The 16,107-nt window shown below is 53.8% G+C and carries 14 protein-coding genes; 12 read left to right on the plus strand and 2 right to left on the minus strand.

Translation table 11 applies throughout. The annotated features are described in order from the left end of the window. Positions 1-42: 42 nt before the first annotated feature. From HMPREF9453_RS06495 to HMPREF9453_RS06530, 8 genes are all read left to right on the plus strand, one after another. On the plus strand, positions 43-1,380 hold the full coding sequence (locus HMPREF9453_RS06495; RefSeq protein ID WP_008859763.1) for a GDSL-type esterase/lipase family protein: 1,338 nt from the start codon (positions 43-45) through the stop codon (positions 1,378-1,380). 18 nt (positions 1,381-1,398) lie between these two features. Continuing rightward, the gene (locus tag HMPREF9453_RS12405; RefSeq protein ID WP_083827269.1) at positions 1,399-1,791 is read left to right on the plus strand and encodes a LysR family transcriptional regulator; all 393 of its coding nucleotides are present in this window, start codon (positions 1,399-1,401) and stop codon (positions 1,789-1,791) included. Beyond that, positions 1,676-2,284: a LysR family transcriptional regulator substrate-binding protein gene (locus HMPREF9453_RS06500; RefSeq protein WP_262359550.1), complete on the plus strand. Its 609-nt coding sequence runs from the start codon at positions 1,676-1,678 to the stop codon at positions 2,282-2,284. Before HMPREF9453_RS12405 ends, HMPREF9453_RS06500 begins: the two co-directional genes overlap by 116 nt. A gap of 90 nt (positions 2,285-2,374) precedes the next feature. Further along, a complete protein-coding gene (locus HMPREF9453_RS06505; protein WP_222859643.1) occupies positions 2,375-2,611 on the plus strand; it encodes a hypothetical protein in 237 nt (78 codons plus the stop codon). Between the two features lie 522 nt (positions 2,612-3,133). Next, positions 3,134-4,090: a YybS family protein gene (locus HMPREF9453_RS06510; protein ID WP_008859766.1), complete on the plus strand. Its 957-nt coding sequence runs from the start codon at positions 3,134-3,136 to the stop codon at positions 4,088-4,090. 480 nt (positions 4,091-4,570) lie between these two features. Further along, positions 4,571-6,562, plus strand: coding sequence for a DHH family phosphoesterase (locus tag HMPREF9453_RS06515; RefSeq protein ID WP_008859768.1), 1,992 nt, complete (start codon positions 4,571-4,573; stop codon positions 6,560-6,562). Beyond that, positions 6,559-7,005, plus strand: coding sequence for a 50S ribosomal protein L9 (rplI, locus tag HMPREF9453_RS06520; RefSeq protein ID WP_008859769.1), 447 nt, complete (start codon positions 6,559-6,561; stop codon positions 7,003-7,005). The genes HMPREF9453_RS06515 and rplI overlap by 4 nt, the downstream gene beginning before the upstream one ends. Before the next feature lie 1,082 nt (positions 7,006-8,087). Continuing rightward, entirely contained in the window at positions 8,088-9,371 is a 1,284-nt protein-coding gene (locus tag HMPREF9453_RS06530) for an adenylosuccinate synthase (RefSeq protein WP_008859771.1), read from the plus strand. A 923-nt stretch (positions 9,372-10,294) separates the two neighbouring features. Here the strand turns inward: HMPREF9453_RS06530 and HMPREF9453_RS06535 are convergent. Both HMPREF9453_RS06535 and HMPREF9453_RS06540 read right to left on the minus strand, forming a co-directional pair. Next, a complete protein-coding gene (locus HMPREF9453_RS06535; protein ID WP_008859772.1) occupies positions 10,295-11,047 on the minus strand; it encodes a hypothetical protein in 753 nt (250 codons plus the stop codon). Positions 11,048-11,155: 108 nt separating this feature from the next. Next, the gene (locus HMPREF9453_RS06540; RefSeq protein ID WP_008859773.1) at positions 11,156-11,803 is read right to left on the minus strand and encodes a hypothetical protein; all 648 of its coding nucleotides are present in this window, start codon (positions 11,801-11,803) and stop codon (positions 11,156-11,158) included. An 864-nt stretch (positions 11,804-12,667) separates the two neighbouring features. Here HMPREF9453_RS06540 and HMPREF9453_RS06555 point away from each other — a divergent pair. The 4 genes from HMPREF9453_RS06555 (at position 12,668) to HMPREF9453_RS06570 (ending at position 15,569) form a co-directional block, all read left to right on the plus strand. Then, a complete protein-coding gene (locus tag HMPREF9453_RS06555) occupies positions 12,668-12,874 on the plus strand; it encodes a hypothetical protein (protein ID WP_008859775.1) in 207 nt (68 codons plus the stop codon). Positions 12,875-12,891: 17 nt separating this feature from the next. Beyond that, positions 12,892-13,143, plus strand: coding sequence for a hypothetical protein (locus tag HMPREF9453_RS06560; RefSeq protein WP_040380124.1), 252 nt, complete (start codon positions 12,892-12,894; stop codon positions 13,141-13,143). Positions 13,144-13,146: 3 nt separating this feature from the next. Next, positions 13,147-14,052: an RluA family pseudouridine synthase gene (locus tag HMPREF9453_RS06565; RefSeq protein WP_008859777.1), complete on the plus strand. Its 906-nt coding sequence runs from the start codon at positions 13,147-13,149 to the stop codon at positions 14,050-14,052. A 161-nt stretch (positions 14,053-14,213) separates the two neighbouring features. Then, positions 14,214-15,569 carry a sodium-dependent transporter gene (locus HMPREF9453_RS06570; protein ID WP_008859778.1) on the plus strand — a complete coding sequence of 452 codons (1,356 nt, stop codon included), beginning with the start codon at positions 14,214-14,216 and terminating at the stop codon, positions 15,567-15,569. Positions 15,570-16,107 lie beyond the last annotated feature (538 nt).

The following is a 16,107-nucleotide window of genomic DNA, read 5'->3' on the forward strand; positions in this document are numbered from 1 at the left end:
TCTGGATGGCATAGGAAGAAAGAGACAAAGGAGGAATCTGCCATGAAAAGGACAGGAATTTGTTTGATTGCCGGACTGCTGCTGGCAGCTCTTCCAATGGTTATGAATGCAGAGAAAGTTCCTTTTTACTATGGACATTCCCGGGAGCTCCATGCATCGGTGTATCACCAGGAAGAAAATTCCGGAATCAAGGAAGGGGATATGTATTTCCTTTCCTGGGATGAAAATGTCGATGCCGTCGGTTATGAGCTGGAAATTGCAGAAGAAGAGGGGGCCTGGGATGAAGAGCAGCCTTCCGGAAAGGCGGTGTACCATGTGCCGAAGGTGTATGTGCCGGGCATTATGGTTTCTTCTTCGGCGCTTCCCTTGAAGGCAGAGACAAAGGATCATCTGTACTGGAGGGTGAGACCCTTTGATTTGGACGGGAATCCGGCAGGGCCTTTTTCAGCGCCTCGCCGGCTGGAAGGGGCCCTGGTCCCCATTCATCGCTATGCGCCGCTTCCCCGTCCCTATGACGAAGGGGAGAAGGGAGCAGCCCTTCTGTATCCCGTATATTCCTACATCGGTATTCCTGGAGCAGATTCCTACGAAGTAGAAGTGACCAGCCGGTATCCGGAAAATGAAGATGGATATGCCCCTTCCCGGTATCGCGTTTATGCAGGGGTCACTACGCTCACTGATCTCTATGATCCGGCACCCAGGAAAGGAACGTATTACTGGAGGGTGCGGGGACTGGACCGGGAGGGTCATCCGGTAGGCATCTGGAGCCTTCCCCAGAAAAGGACACTGGATGTACATGGCTGGACAGTGGGAGTCTTTGGTGACAGTATCAGCCATGGCGGAGGCCACCTGTCCTTCAGTCCGGCGGACAGGGCCTACAGCTATGAATCCTATCTGTCTTTTCCAGTGGTGAATCTGTCTCAAAGCGGCGACACCAGTGCCATGATGGTGGAGCGGTTTGAAAAGGATGTAGTCCCCTTTCATCTGCGCACAGTGCTCATCATGGGAGGGACCAACAGCCTTCGCGCCGGCGTTCCGGCGGAAGAGGTGATTCATGACCTGGAAACGCTGGAAATGATGAGCTATGCCCACGGCATAACCCCTGTATTTCTCACGCTGCCTCCCATCAACCCCGCCTCCATTGCCAGAGCCTTTCAGGAACCTACGGCGGAGGACTGGCAGACCTCTTTCCGCAGGGTGAATGATTTTATCAGAACCAGGAAGCATATTGATACGGCGGCCCCCTTTGAGGGAATGGAGGTCATGCCTCCGTCCCTGGCATTAGACGGCCTGCATGGGGACTGGCGGGCCAAGCAGGACATGGCGGCCGTGATTAACGAAGCATGGAGAAACGGCAGACCGGCTCTGGGTACATCATAAAAGGAGAGGGATAGAAAAATGGAATTTCGTGTATTGAAATATTTCCTGATGACAGCCCGGCTGGGAAGTATGACCAAAGCGGCCCAAAGCCTCCACATCACCCAGCCCACCCTGTCAAGGCAGATCGCAGAACTGGAAGAAGAGACGGGCGTTCACCTTTTTGAAAGGGGAAACCGCCGGCTCGTTCTGACAGAGGAGGGTCATCTTCTTCGGAGAAGGGCGGAGGAAATGATGGAACTCATGGAAAAGACGGAAGAAGAACTCTCTTCCAGCGAAAAAAAAGCTGAGAGGCTGCATCATGGTGGGCGGCGGAGAGCTGATGGTGACGGAGCGTTTTGCCTCTCTCATTTTTGCATTTCAAAAACAGCATCCCTTTGTCCGGTTCAACTATTTCACCGGGACTACCGATGAAATTGATGAACGGATGAATCATGGCCTGATTGATGCGGCCATTCTGGTCTGCCCTTTTGATACAGAAGCCTTTGATTATATACCTGTGGGGCCGGATGCCCGGTGGGGAGTCTACCTGCGGACAGATGATGTGCTCGCATCCAAAGACCATATCAAGCCTTCTGATCTTCACGGGCGGGCACTGATTCTTCCCAGCAGAAAAAAGCTGAAAAAGGAAATCATCAGCTGGCTGGGGGAGGAGTTCCAGAGTATGACCGTCCCGGTGACAGAGAATCTGGGCGGCAATGCGGGACTCTTCGTGGAAGCATCAGGCTTCTGCGCCCTGTCTACCGAAGGGGCCGTGCCCATGTACGACGAGAAGAAACTGAAGTTTATTCCTTTATATCCGGAGCGGCGCATCCAGACCGCCATTGCCTGGAAGAGGGATGTGCCCCGCACGCCGGCGGTGAAGGCATTTCTCCGTTTCTGTAAGGAAGCGCTGGCAGACAGGTAATCCATGACGGCAGCTTTCCATCCTGATAGGGCGGATAGGGGCACCGATGGCGGCCTGCTGCCTTTGGGTTTCCCTGTTTCATAAAGCCTTATGACAAGACATCTGAAAGGAGAGGAAGATGACATGAAAACGAAAATCATACTGCTGCTGGTGCTGCTGCTCATTGGACTGGGAGACTGGAGCGAACATCATTTTACCTGCGCTGCTGAGGAAGCACAGCTGCTTCCCATTTCCTATACCGATGAGGAAATCGGAAGAAAAGAGAAGAAGAAACCGGCCGATACAAAGAGGGCGGAGGAAAAGGACAAAACAGACTTCCAGAGATAAGGGAAGAAAGCAGCGGTAGAGAAAGAATCGGGATTTTACAGGATTTCCTGAGCGGGCATGGAAAGAAAAGGGCAGAAGAAATCCAATCCGTGGCAGCTATGCTGCGAAAGAAGGGACATGGGGAAAAAAGGGACTGCGCTGTGCCCGTGGGACCGTCAAAGGACGCCTTTCCGGCGTCTTTTTTAGTGGGAACGGGACATATGGAGCATCCTTTTCTAAGGAAGCGCTGATTAAATCGTTATCGGATTTCGTTCTTGCATTTTTATTCAATGCAAGGAATAAGTCGACGCGAATAGCGAGTTATTTAAGGAGGCTTATGACGCAGCATTGGATAAAAATACATATGAAATTCGATTCTGCGAATGAATCAGTGCTTCCCTAAGGCCCTGCCGCTTTTCCATCCCCTTTGCCTCAGGGGAAGAGGAGGCTCCCCAAGCCCGGGGATTGGGGGGTTCTGCATGAACTTATCTAAATGTGGTAAAATATAATATCTATATCATCATATTTATGAAGGAGTTTTATATGAACGATCGGATTTCCGGAGACAATCATGCCATTGTGCGGGCCGGCATGTGTACGGCGCTGGTAGTGGTGCTTTCCCTTCTGGGGTTTTACATGCCCCTTCTTTCTACCGTAGTTTTTCTTCTGATTCCCCTTCCCATTGCCTATCTGGGCATGAAAGAAGGCGTGAAATGGTCCATTGTGGTAACCACCGGCGTGCTGGTGCTGGACTCCACCTTTTTCGGCGTGGTGTCCGCCGCTTTTGTGTGTGCCATCTTCGGCCTTCTGGGGGTCACCATGGGGATATGCTACCGGTTTAAGGTGTCTGCCGCCAAGACGCTGATTGCGGGCGCCGTGGTGGTTCTTCTGGCCCTGGTGGCGGAAGGCATGGCCACCCTCTATCTCCTGGGGCTCCCCAGCCTGATTTTTGGCAGCGAAGGCCTTTCCCAGATCAGGGACAGCATGCTGGAAACGCTGCCCTCCTTCTACAGCGGCGAGGCCCTGGACCAGGCGAAGGAAAAGGTGGAGTTCCTCATGGATGCCATGGAAAAATCGGTGCCCTATACGCTGGTGGCTGTTTCTGTTTTCTACTCCTGGGCTTCCATGACCCTGGGAGCTCATGTGTTCAAGAAAATGGGCATTACCGATATTCCCCATCTTCCTCCTTTTGAACGGTGGGAATTTCCGAAGGGCACTTTGGCCCTTTACCTTTTGGTGCTGGCAGCCCAGTATTTCTTCAAGGATCAGGAGCAGGTGTCCTATGTGGCTTATAATCTGGGCACCCTCTGCGTTTCCATTTTCTGGCTCCAGGGGCTGTCGGTGCTCTGGTGGATGCCTCACCGCTATCCCTTCATGAAACCGCTCCGGCTGTTCATTATGATCCTTTCTGCTTTCATTGGTGTTATCCAGATGTTTGCGGTGTTCCTGGGCATTGCGGACATGGCTGCCAGTTACAGGAAGAAGCGGAATTACCAGTAGAGACAGGAGCGGCGGCTGTATGGGCCACTCTGTGGCCCGGGTTTAAAAGGTTCAGAAGGTTCAAAGGGTTCAGAGGGTGGCGGTGGCGGCTGACGCCGCAGATTATAAAAAAGGGGGCGCGGCTGGCGCAGCCGGATAGAGGGTATATCTGCCGCAGGCAGATCATTCAGCAGACTGTTTACCAAGCCATACGACACAGAAAGCCAATCCCGTAACGCTGACTTCATACTCATCGCCCAAGAGGGCGATACCACAACCCTCGGGGCCAAAGGCCCCGTCAAACTTAAGAACCCTCCGGCCGTCAGGCCGGTCCATCTTAAGAACCCTCACACCGAAGGTGTGTCCAATGAACCCTCACGCCGAAGGCGTGTCCATACACATACATTTGCATTCATCTCTTATTTCGAGTAGGATTAGAGTAGGCCGGCAAAAGCCGGCAGCATAGAACCGGTTTTCAGAAATCGAGGTTACAAGAAGAAAATGCTGAATGATATCTGGGTGTATAAAAAGACATCCCGTATTATGCTGGCGCTGCTGCTGATTGCAGTGGTTATGCTCTCTACCCAGAACTGGCAGCTGGGACTTCTTCTTTTCATCATCATTGCAGGCTGCATCGTGTATATTAAGCGATGTGATTTCTATCAGGAGAAAAAGCTGTCCCGCTATCTGGACGATTTGTCCGCCGGCGTATCGGCAGGCACGGTGTATGCCGTGAAGAATCTGCCTGTGGGCATTGCCATGATGGATGAAAAAAAGGAGCTTGTGTGGGCCAATAATGTATTTAAGAACTGGATAGGGAAGGATGCCCAGGAAGGGGTGCGTTTCCAGAATCTGGTGACTGGCCAGAAGATTTCCAAAATATGGGGGAAAACCGGCTGGTTTGACTGCCATGCGGGAGGTACGTTCTTCCGGGTATTTCACAAGTTTATCGACGTGGATATCGGCGGCGGCACCCAGTCGCCTTTCATGGTTTTCTACTTCATGGACCGCACCGATGTGGAAGTGGCGGTGAAGGAATGTACCGAAGCCCGGCCGGTATTCGGCATTATCCGCATCGATAACGTGTCGGAAGTGACAGCAGATATGACGGATATGGAAAAGTCGGCCCTTCTCTCTGATGTGACGGAAAGGGTGCTTTCCTATTTTTCCAGCCGTGACGGATTTATCAAGCAGTACTCCACCACCGACTTTGTGACCTGTATTTCCCAGAAGGCTCTGGCAGATATGATGGAGGAGAATTTTGATATCCTCGACAGGGTCCGGGAAATCCATACGGTGAACCGCATTCCTGTCACCCTGTCTATCGGCGTGGTGCAGAGCGAAGACAGCTTCGCAAGGCAGTTCGAGGAAGCCCAGGTATCGCTGGACCTGGCCCTGGGCCGGGGCGGGGACCAGGCCATTGTCCGCATCGGCAAGGATGTGAAGGCTTTTGGCGGTAAATCGCCTACAGCCGTCAGCTCCACTCGTGTCAGGGTGAGGGTGGTAGCCCAGGCGCTGAAGGAAATCATCGACGGCGCCGATATGGTGCTCATCATGGGCCATGCCCACGAAGACTTCGATGCCCTGGGCGCAGCCGTGGGCGTTTCCCATCTGGCCCGGTCTTCCCATAAGGAAACCCATATCGTCCTTTCGAAAGAAAGGGACACCTGCCGCAAAATGGTGGAAGCCATCGAAGGAAGCGGCGTGGCGGAAGGGCTCCTTATCGATGAGGGCCAGGCCAAAGGCATGGTGACAGATAAAACGGTGGTTATCGTGGTGGATACCCATGTACCGGAACTGGCTGCAGCGCCGGAAGTGCTGAAAAAGGCCAAGAAAAAGGTGGTCATCGATCACCACCGGAGAGCCAGCTCCATGATTACAGGCACCCTTCTCACCTATATGGAACCTTCTGCTTCGTCAGCTTCTGAACTGGTGAGCGAACTGGTACAGTACTACGGCGGCGAAGAGGAAATGAATGAACTGGAAGCGTCCTGCCTCTATGCAGGCATTGTGGTGGATACCAAGAACTTTGCCGTACAGACCAGCGTCCGTACCTTCGACGCAGCCAGCTTCCTGCGCCGCTGCGGCGCCGATACGAAGCTGGTACACCGCCTCTTTGAAGAAGATATCAGCAGTATCAAGTGCAAGGCGGAAATCCTGGCAGGCATGCAGCTCGTAGACGGCACCATTGCCATTGCCTCCTGCCCGGATCATGTGGAAGAAGCCCAGATTCTGGCAGGCCAGGTGGCAGACTACCTGGTCACCATCAAGGAAATCCGGGCTAGCTTCCTGTTTTACCAAACCGATAAGGGACTCTGTCTTTCCGCCCGCTCCGACGGCTCTGTCAATGTACAGATCGTCATGGAAGCTCTGGGCGGCGGCGGTCACCTGACCGTTGCCGGCGCCCAGCTGGGGAAAGAGGGAAATAAAGAAAGTGCGGAGAAAGTGATTATTGCACAGGTCCGCAAACAAATAAAGGAGGAAAAAGAATGAAAGTCGTACTCTTACAGGATGTCAAAAAAATGGGTAAAAAAGGAGACGTAGTAGAAGTCTCCGACGGCTACGGCCGCAATGTGCTCATCCGCAAAGGCCTGGGCGTAGAAGGGACCAAGGCCAACCTCAATACGGCAGCCCAGCGTCAGGAATCCAAGGTATTCAAGGACCAGGTAGCCGCTGATGAGGCAGTCATCATGGCAGCCCAGCTGAAAAAAGTGAAAGTGGTCATCAAGGTCCAGTGCGGCGAGGACGGAAGAATTTTCGGCTCCGTCACCGGCAAGGACATCAGCGAAGCTCTGGAAAAACAGTATAAATTCAAGCTGGAAAAGAAAAATATCCGCCTGAAGAGCCCCATCAAGACCCTGGGCGAATATGATGTGGAAGTATGGGTACACCAGCAGGTGACCAGCACCGTCCACGTATCGGTTGTAGCAGAATAAGAAAAACTCCACCCTGGCGGTGGAGTTTTTTGCGTCACTGGCGGCGCTTTCCAGTATTCCCGAAGGTTGACACGCCCTTACGGGCGTGAGGGTTGAGCCAGCCGCCGGGCCTTTCGGCCCTGGGCTGCCAGGGTTCTGCCTGTGATCGGCTTCGCCTTACAGGCGGGCTCCGGGCTCTCGCCCTCGGGAGTTATATAGTATCGCTGCGCTGGCGAGGTTGGCGCCCCCAAGGGCGCTAGTATAAATGCCGCCTTTGGCGGCGAAAACCGGACAACCGGGCTTCGCCCGAGGAAAACAGGCCAACCGCCCTGGCGGGCGTGGGAGATTCCCCCTTTGGTGGCTGGCGCCACCACTTTCCCCCCACTTCGTGGTGGGACTATGGATGCTTAGCCATGGAGCCATGTCTCTGCAGGAAAGCATAGAGCGATTTATTCTGTCCCCCGGATGGGGTGGCAAGGGAACACGATTCGTAAGGGAGCAAAGCGACCTGAGAATCGTGTGACACGCTTTCCCGTGGAGAAAGTCCGGCGCAGCCGGATAAGGGGGAGCCGCGCAGCGGCTAATCACCAGAATGCTTACTATGCCATATGACACAGAAAGGTGAATCCGTAACGCTGACTTCATACTCATCGCCCGAAAGGGCGATACCGCCACCCTTTGAACCCTTTGAACCCTTTGAACCCTTTGAACCCTTTGAACCCTTTGAACCCTTTGAACCCTTTGAACCCTTTGAACCTTCTGAACCCTCTGAACCCTCACACCGAAGGTGTGTCCAAAGGCGCCAGCCGCGCCCCTTTTTTATAATCTGCGGCGAAGCCGCCACCACAACCCTCGGGGCCGAAGGGCCGTCAAACTTACGAACCCTCCGGCCCATAGGGCCGGTCCATCTTAAGAACCTTCACGCCCAAAGGGCAGTCCACCATCCTATGAACCCTACGAACCCATTGAATCCGGCAGCCCATCACTTTGCCCCATTTCCATGGAGATGGTATAATATAGGCGTAATTGTGCGAAAAAAGCGTACATGTAAATTTTCCCATCACCTGGGATGGGAATTCCGATTCAGGAAGGAAGAATGAATAATGGCAACAGCAATGGTAATTGGTGCCCAGTGGGGCGATGAAGGCAAAGGCAAGATTGTAGATTATCTGGCCGCAAAGGCAGACGTGGTGGTTCGTTCCCAGGGCGGGAACAACGCAGGCCACACAGTAGTCACCGGCGGCAAGGCATATCCTCTCCGCCTTATGCCAAGTGGTATCATGTATCCCGGCACCATCTGCATTATCGGCACCGGCGTAGTGGTGGATCCCAAGAGCCTTCTGGAAGAAATGAAACGGCTGGAAGACCAGGGAATCGATGCCCGCCATCTCCAGATTTCTACCCGTGCCCAGGTGGTTTTCCCCTACCATATCCGTCTCGATGAAGCGGAAGAAGCAAGGAAGGGAAGCCGCAAGATCGGCACCACCAAGAACGGCATCGGACCCTGCTATGCAGATAAGATCAACCGCATCGGCATCCGCATGTGCGACCTTATGGATAAGGAAACCTTTGCAGAAAAGCTGAAATACAATGTGGCCCAGAAGAATATGCTGCTGGAAAAGCTCTACGGCATGGAAGGCTTTGATTATGAAACCATGCTGGACGACTACCTGGGCTATGCGGAAAAGCTCCGTCCCTATGTAAAGGATACGAACTACACCGTGCAGACCCTGGTGAAGGAAGGCAAGAACGTACTCTTTGAAGGCGCCCAGGCTTCCATGCTGGACTGCGACAACGGTACCTATCCCTTTGTTACCTCTTCCCATCCTACCGCTGGCGGTGCCTGCATCGGCGCCGGCATCGGACCTCATATGATGCAGAACATTTTCGGCGTAGTGAAAGCCTACAGCACCCGCGTAGGCCAGGGCCCGTTCCCCACGGAACTTCTGGATGAGACCGGAGACTACATCAGAAATACGGCTCACGAATTCGGCACCGTCACCGGCCGTCCCCGCCGTGTAGGCTGGCTGGACACCCGTGCTGTCCGTTACGCTGCTGCCCTGAACTCCTTCGACTACCTGGCCATTACCAGACTGGACATTCTGGATGACATGGAAGAAATCAAGGTCTGCACAGGCTATGAATACGAAGGCAAAGAAGTGGAAGAATATCCGGCTGACCTGAATTTCCTGGAAAAGATTACTCCTGTATACAAGACCTTCAAAGGCTGGAAACAGAAGATTTCCGACATCCGCAGCTACGACGAACTCCCGGCTCTCTGCAAGGAATACCTGGAAGGCATTTCCAAACTCATCGGCGTGCCCATCGGCATCGTGTCCGTAGGTCCCAGCCGTGAACAGACTATCGTAATCAAGGATGTATTCTGATATCCACTAAAAAAAACGCTCCGAAAGGGGCGTTTTTTAGTGTCAAATTGGAGGGCGGGCTGTATTCCCGAAAGTAAGAGGGTTCAGGCGCCTTTCGGCGCCCTTTTTATATTTGCGGCGCGAGCCGTCACCACACCCTCTGAACCCTCATGTGCGCATTCTGCATAGAATGCGCAAGTCAGCCGAAGTTGGCCCTGCGTAGAATGGTATTGGAGCAACATTGTCATTCTTACCCACGTACACCCTTTTGCCACTTCGTGGCACTTCACCCACAGGGAAGCGTGTCACTGGATTCGCGGGTCGCTTCTCTCCCCTATGAATCCAGTTCCCTTGCCACCTCAAGGGGAAACGAGAAAATTAGAGGTGTCTTCCTCTTGTCGGCTGACCGTTCGCAGGCGTGCCCAATGTCTGCTATCCGCTATCCGCTATCCGCTGTCCGCTGACTGATGGCTGTCAGGCTGTTTGAAGTCCAGAAGGTTTTTGCGATATGAAAGAAAGGCGAAGCACGTAACGCTGACTTTATACTCATCGCCCAAGAGGGCGATACCACAACCCTCGGGGCCAAAGGCCCCGTCAAACTTAAGAACCTTCCGGCCAAGGGCCGGTCAATCCTAAGAACCTTTCTCCCTGCCCCCCTGAGCGAAAGCGAACACAACCTGCCGCCATTAGGCGGCCATAACCCTCGGGCCAAAGGCCCGTCAACCCTCACGCCCGCAGGGCGTGTCCACGGGCGTAGCCCTCTGAACCCGGGCCACCCAGTGGCCCCATGGGCGATACCACAACCCTTGGGCCCACAGGGCTCATCAAACTTACGAATCCTCCGGCCCATTGGGCCGGTCAAACTTAAGAACCTTTTTCCACAACCTTTCTACACAACCCACGGCGGAGCCGTGCCCCTTCGCGCCCAACAGGCGCGGCCCCCCTCACGCCTTGGCCAGTACCAGGAAAATAAGCCCTGCCAGGAAGAAGAGGATATAGGCCGGCAGGCGGTAGTCGGTGTAGAAGGTATCCTCCTCCCGCTCCACTTCCTGGTAGGGGCGGGCATGGAGATTTTCATAATGGCTTTCCGGAATGAGACCTTTGTAAAGTTCTGACAGGTACTGGGCATAGGCCAGGGTTTCCTTGGAAAAGAACCAGAATACCGGCGTGTACAGCGGTGCCTTGTCCCGGGTACAGAGATAGGAAAGACTTTCGGTGATGAGGCTCTTTAAAATTTCATCGGGATTGTCCAGCTTCCTTTCCGCCTTGGCCGCCATATGGTCAAAGAGCTCGTGGCAGGCTTTGATTTTTTCTTCGGAATAAAGGAAGGGAAGATTGTCCGGCAGGAGGGATATGTCACCTACGCCCCTTCCGGGGTCCGCTTCTTTTTTCAGAAACTCCGGGAAATCCTTCTCCACCCTGTCGAAACCGGCGTATATGCTCAAAAGGGGAGGGTAGTCCCGGGCAAAGTCCTTCAGCACGAATCGGGCGATATAGAGGCGAAGCACTGCGTAATCGGCAAGGAAGCGGCACCAGCCTGCCCGGTCCCGTTCCAGCATGATGATCCTTTTCTTTTTCAGGAACAGACGGAAAATCATATGGAGCCCGTAGCTGCCCTGGGGCTTGGCCATGTAGGAAAAGAAGGCCCGCTGGCATATGGTGATGCCCATATTTTCCAGGTATTCCGTCATATCCATTAAAGAGACCTCCCTTTCTATCAGAGAAGCATGGATCCTTCAGAATCCATGCTTCTTTATTTCCTATGATCTCATTGTACTCCAGGCGTTTCGTTTTGGATAGTGGATTTACAGGAGCATCACCAGACAGCTCAGGGCCAGGCCGGTGAGCAGGGCGAAAAGAGAGGAATTTTCCCCCGCTTCTTCTGCAAAAGCAGGAAGGGAAGGGGTGAATTTTCTGGCCCCCTGGCAGATGCGGCAGGGCGTAAGGGAGGAAAGTTTCACGGACAGGTGGGAAAGGAAAGCCTTCGTTTCAGCAGAAAGGTAGGAAATCAGTTTCCCATCGGCCCGGCATCCGGAAAGGGAAGCCAGGGCAGCCACCATTTTTTCCATGGAACCGCTGCAGGCTCTTTCCAGCTCATGAAATTCATGAAACCGCTGCTTCACCTTTCCTTCATCCGGCAGGGACCCTATGCCCAGAATCAGGGAAGACCCTTCCAGATTCTTCAAAAGAGACAACGTGCGAAGAGTAAGGGGAAGGTGGGACAGCCCTTCCCGAAGGCCGCTGGCCATTTCATCCATGCAGCCAAAGCCGCTGGGGAAACGGCGGATAGCCTTTTCAGCCAGGTAGAGGCGAAAGAGAATGTAGTCCCATACCAGGCCGTGGTCTACAGGTCCGGCGGCAGACAGCAGGCTGCCGGCAGGGGAAGTATAGGAAAGAAGCGCCGCTTCAATGACCCGGTATCCTTCGTATTCCATGTACTCTTTGTTATTCATAGCAAACCTCCCGTACTGCCCAAAAACTGTATGCCATGTTCTGATTTTATTATAAAGAAAACGCATAGAATAAATCTAATAAAAAATATCTATGATAGCCTAAAGATTATATTTTGCATCTTACCGGATAAATTCCGCATTTCACCGGAGGATAAGAGGAAACATTCTTCCTGTCTGTAGTATAGCCCCGGAGAAGATATAATAAAAATAGGAGAATTTCATGATACATATGTGATTATTGTATGAATGAGCTGGCGTACTGGGCCCCGCTGTGGATTCAGGCGCCTTTCGGCGCCCGGGTTCTATCGTTCGTGTGCTGCGCACCGAACGATGGGTTCAACCCACAGAGCGGGCTGGTTCAGAGGGGAGTTTTATATACCGCTGCCTGGGGCAGCGAAAACCATACAACCGCCTTACGGACAAGCCCTGACAGGCTTGAGGGTTCTAAAGTTTGACGGGGCTATCGCCTCGAGGGTTCTTAGGTTTGACGCGCCTACGGCGCGAGGGTTGTGGTGGCGCCTCTAAATTTATAGAAGGCGCCCTCTTATGATAAAACCTAACAACCGGGCTTCGCCCGAGGGAAATCAGGCCGACCTCGCTACGCTCGAGGCAATGCATTCCCCTTTGGCAGCTGGTGCCAACACCTTTCCATCGGGGGAGGGGGACCGTGAAGCGGTGGAAGGGGGGCCGCCTGAAAGGCGGCACTATAAAACTGCGGCGAAGCCGCCACCACAACCCTCACCCCAAGGGCGTGTCCAAACTGCACCGGCGCTGCAGAGTGGTCCCCAAAGTATTGCCTTTATTCTCTCTATCGTGTAGCATAAATGGTGTGATATAATATAAATCTTTGCAGGGAGGGAGACCATGGAAAATTGGAAGAATCGGATTTCCATAGCCATCACCATGGATGAAGAGGGGCTCACCCTTCATTCCGACGGAACAAGGAAGGAAACAAAGGCGCTGCTCACGGCGGCTCTCTGCTCTCTGCAGGGGATTCCCGAAGACCATGTACAGGACGTGGATGCTTTTCTTTCCGTGCTGGCCAGGTCCTACAGGGAAGATGGAAGATAAATCGGTTTCCGGGGGAAATGATGGAAGAAAAACAGAATGCCTTAATCCAGGTCATTGAAAAGGACAAGGGAAAAGTTGAAATTATCATAGACAAGGAGCAGTACAGGCCGCTGATGATATCCCTGTCCCAGGCCATGTGCGGTGCCTTTGACATAGCTGGCGAACATGACCGCCTTGTTTACCGTGCCATCCGGGAACTGACCCTGCGGGGCATCCGGGAAAGGGACGGCAGGCCCCATGGCGTGACCGGCGGCAGTAACAGGAGATAATCTATGGAAGAATGGACCATCAGGGCCGGGGAAGCCGGGAAGAGGCTGGACGCCTTTCTTATGGAAAGAAAGGGCTGGAGCCGGTCTTTTTTTATGAAAGCCCTGCGCACGAAAAAAATCAAAGTGAACGGGAAAAGGGAAGAGCCTTCTTACCGGCTTAAGGAGGGGGACAGGCTCCGCTCCTTTGTGCTGGATGAGAAAAGGCCTCTGCCGCCGCCGGATATTATCTATGAGGATGACCATATCCTGGCGGTCAATAAGCCGGCAGGCCTTCTTTCCCTGGATGTGACAGGAAAAACAAAAGACACCATGCTGGACCGGGTGAACTGTCTTCTGGCGGAAAGGGGAGAAACGGCGGCCTTCCCGGTGCACCGCATTGATTTCAATACCAGCGGCATCCTTCTTCTGGCTAAAAAGAGAGAGGACAGGGACCTGCTGGACCGGCTGATCCGGGAAAGGAAAATCAGGAAATCCTACCTCTGCGTGGCAGAAGGGCGGATGACGCCACCCAAAGGGCGTCTGGAGGACCAGCTTTTCAAGGATGCCAGAAAGAACCGGGTCTACGTGGTGGACCATCCGGTGAAGGGCTCCAAAACGGCGGTGACGGAATATGAAGTGAAATCCTTCCGCCAGGGCCTTTCTCTGGTGGAATGCCATCTCCTCACCGGACGCACCCACCAGATACGCTGCCAGATGGCCCACGCCGGCCATCCCCTTTTGGGCGATGACAAGTACGGCTCCAAGGAATGGAACCGGGACAAAAAAGAAAGGCGCCAGCTTCTCTGCTCCTATAAGACCACCTTTGATTTCGCGGAAGAAGGGGGAGCCCTTTCCTACCTCTCCGGAAAGACCATCCGCCTTTCCCGTGTGCCTTTTGTGGAAAAGTATTTTAAGGGAGTTATGATATAAGACCTTTGGCTGTATTTCCGAAAAGGAAGAAAAAGCAGCCGTCTTACGGCATCCCGGCTCCATGGGTGCCGGCACGGCCAAAGACGTGTGCGGACGCTGGCGCCATGACCCCGGCCGATGTATAATACCTGTTATACATATCAAATGATAAGGAGAGACGTATGGAAAATCGAGATAGTTTTAAATCCCGGCTGGGCTTCCTTCTGGTCAGTGCCGGCTGTGCCATCGGCATAGGGAATGTGTGGAAATTCCCCTATATTACTGGAGAATACGGCGGTGCCGTATTTGTCCTTTTTTACCTCTGCTTCCTTCTTCTCATGGGCATCCCCGTGATGACCATGGAACTGGCAGTAGGCCGGGGCGGCAGGAAGAGCGCCGTCGGTGCCTACAGGAGCCTTGAAAAACCGGGAAGCTTCTGGCACATTCATGGCTGGTTCTGCGTTCTTGGATGCTACCTCCTCATGATGTACTACACCACCGTATCCGGCTGGATGGTGGCCTATTTCTGGAAATTTCTCACCGGCACCTTCAGCAGCGTGACCCAGGATGAGATACCGCAGGTCTTTACCGCCATGCTGGGAAGTCCCTGGGAAATGGGCATCTTCATGGCTCTCACCGTATTCCTGGGGTTCCTGGTGTGCGGACTGGGCCTTCACAACGGGGTGGAACGGATTACGAAGGTCATGATGTCCTGCCTCCTTATCCTCATTGTGGTGCTGGCCCTTCACAGCCTGTTCCTGAAAGGCGGAGAGCCGGGCCTGGTCTTCTACCTCCTTCCCGACTGGGACAGGGCCGTGGAAGCGGGTCTTGGCAACGTGGCAGCAGCGGCCATGAACCAGGCCTTCTTCACCCTGTCTCTGGGCATCGGCGCCCTGGAAATCTTCGGCAGCTATATGACCGACGACTTCACCTTAACCGGTGAAGCGGTGCGCATTACAGCTCTGGACACCTTCGTGGCCCTCCTTTCGGGCCTCATCATTTTCCCGGCCTGCTTTGCCTATAACGTGCATCCCGACCAGGGCCCCTCCCTGATTTTCATTACCCTGCCAAAAATCTTTACCGACATGACCGCAGGCAGGCTCTGGGGCACCCTCTTCTTCGTCTTCATGACCTTTGCCAGCTTCTCTACGGTGACGGCAGTATTTGAGAACCTCATTGCCTGCGCCATGGATAATTTCGGATGGACAAGGAAGAAATCGGTACTGGTGAATCTTGTCATTGTATTCCTCTTCTCCATTCCCTGCGTTCTGGGATACAATGTCCTCTCCGGCATGCACTTCATCGGAGCCAGGGACGTGCTGGACAGCGAAGACTTCCTAGTCAGCAATCTCCTCCTCCCCGGCGGTGCCCTGGTGTACCTCCTCTTCTGCGTTACCCGCTTCGGCTGGGGCTTTGACAATTACATCAAAGAAGTCAATAAAGGGAGCGGCATGAAAATGCCCCGCTGGATGAAACCCTATTTCCAGTTCATCCTCCCCGTCCTCATCCTGGTCATTCTGATCCGCGGACTTATGTGACATACAAAAAGCGCCCTCCCGGGGGCGCTTTTTTCGCGTCATAGCGGTGCTGTGGTGTATTCTCGAAAGTAAGAGGGTTCAGGCGCCTTTCGGCGCCCGGGTTCTATCGGTCATGTGCTGCGCACTGACCGATGGGTTCGGCCTGGGAACGGCTTCGCCTTCCGGGCTGGTTCAGAGGGGAGTTTGATATGCCGTGCGGATCTTTATTGTCCCACCGCTCAGCGGGGGGAAGGTGGTGCCGTAAGGCACCAAAGGGGGGAAAAGACACCGGAGGTGGCTGATTACCGTAGTGCTTACTATGCCATATGACACTGAAAGTAAATCCCGTAACGCTGACTTTATAAGCATTGCCGCAGAGCGGCAACCCGCCACCTTCAGCGCCGCAGGCGCTGTCGCCCCCTGAGCGGAGCGATGCAACCCTTCTACACAACCCGCGGCAAAGCCGCGCCCCTTTTTTTAAAATCTGCGGCGCGAGCCGCCACCACACCCTTTGAACCCGCCTGCCAAAGGCAGGCAGAACCTTCTGAACCCTCTGAAC

It is taken from the genome of Dialister succinatiphilus YIT 11850 (genome assembly GCF_000242435.1).
Taxonomy (GTDB): Bacteria; Bacillota; Negativicutes; order Veillonellales; family Dialisteraceae; genus Dialister; species Dialister succinatiphilus.

Coding starts and splice junctions, on each gene's coding strand:
- HMPREF9453_RS06570 (WP_008859778.1), top strand. CDS start 14,214: ATGGAAAATCGAGATAGTTTTAAATCCCGGCTGGGCTTCCTTCTGGTC.
- HMPREF9453_RS06495 (WP_008859763.1), top strand. CDS start 43: ATGAAAAGGACAGGAATTTGTTTGATTGCCGGACTGCTGCTGGCAGCT.
- HMPREF9453_RS06535 (WP_008859772.1), bottom strand. CDS start 11,047: ATGGATATGACGGAATACCTGGAAAATATGGGCATCACCATATGCCAG.
- HMPREF9453_RS06515 (WP_008859768.1), top strand. CDS start 4,571: ATGCTGAATGATATCTGGGTGTATAAAAAGACATCCCGTATTATGCTG.
- HMPREF9453_RS06560 (WP_040380124.1), top strand. CDS start 12,892: ATGATGGAAGAAAAACAGAATGCCTTAATCCAGGTCATTGAAAAGGAC.
- HMPREF9453_RS06565 (WP_008859777.1), top strand. CDS start 13,147: ATGGAAGAATGGACCATCAGGGCCGGGGAAGCCGGGAAGAGGCTGGAC.
- HMPREF9453_RS06530 (WP_008859771.1), top strand. CDS start 8,088: ATGGCAACAGCAATGGTAATTGGTGCCCAGTGGGGCGATGAAGGCAAA.
- HMPREF9453_RS06505 (WP_222859643.1), top strand. CDS start 2,375: ATGACAAGACATCTGAAAGGAGAGGAAGATGACATGAAAACGAAAATC.
- HMPREF9453_RS06510 (WP_008859766.1), top strand. CDS start 3,134: ATGAACGATCGGATTTCCGGAGACAATCATGCCATTGTGCGGGCCGGC.
- HMPREF9453_RS06555 (WP_008859775.1), top strand. CDS start 12,668: ATGGAAAATTGGAAGAATCGGATTTCCATAGCCATCACCATGGATGAA.
- HMPREF9453_RS12405 (WP_083827269.1), top strand. CDS start 1,399: ATGGAATTTCGTGTATTGAAATATTTCCTGATGACAGCCCGGCTGGGA.
- HMPREF9453_RS06540 (WP_008859773.1), bottom strand. CDS start 11,803: ATGAATAACAAAGAGTACATGGAATACGAAGGATACCGGGTCATTGAA.
- rplI (WP_008859769.1), top strand. CDS start 6,559: ATGAAAGTCGTACTCTTACAGGATGTCAAAAAAATGGGTAAAAAAGGA.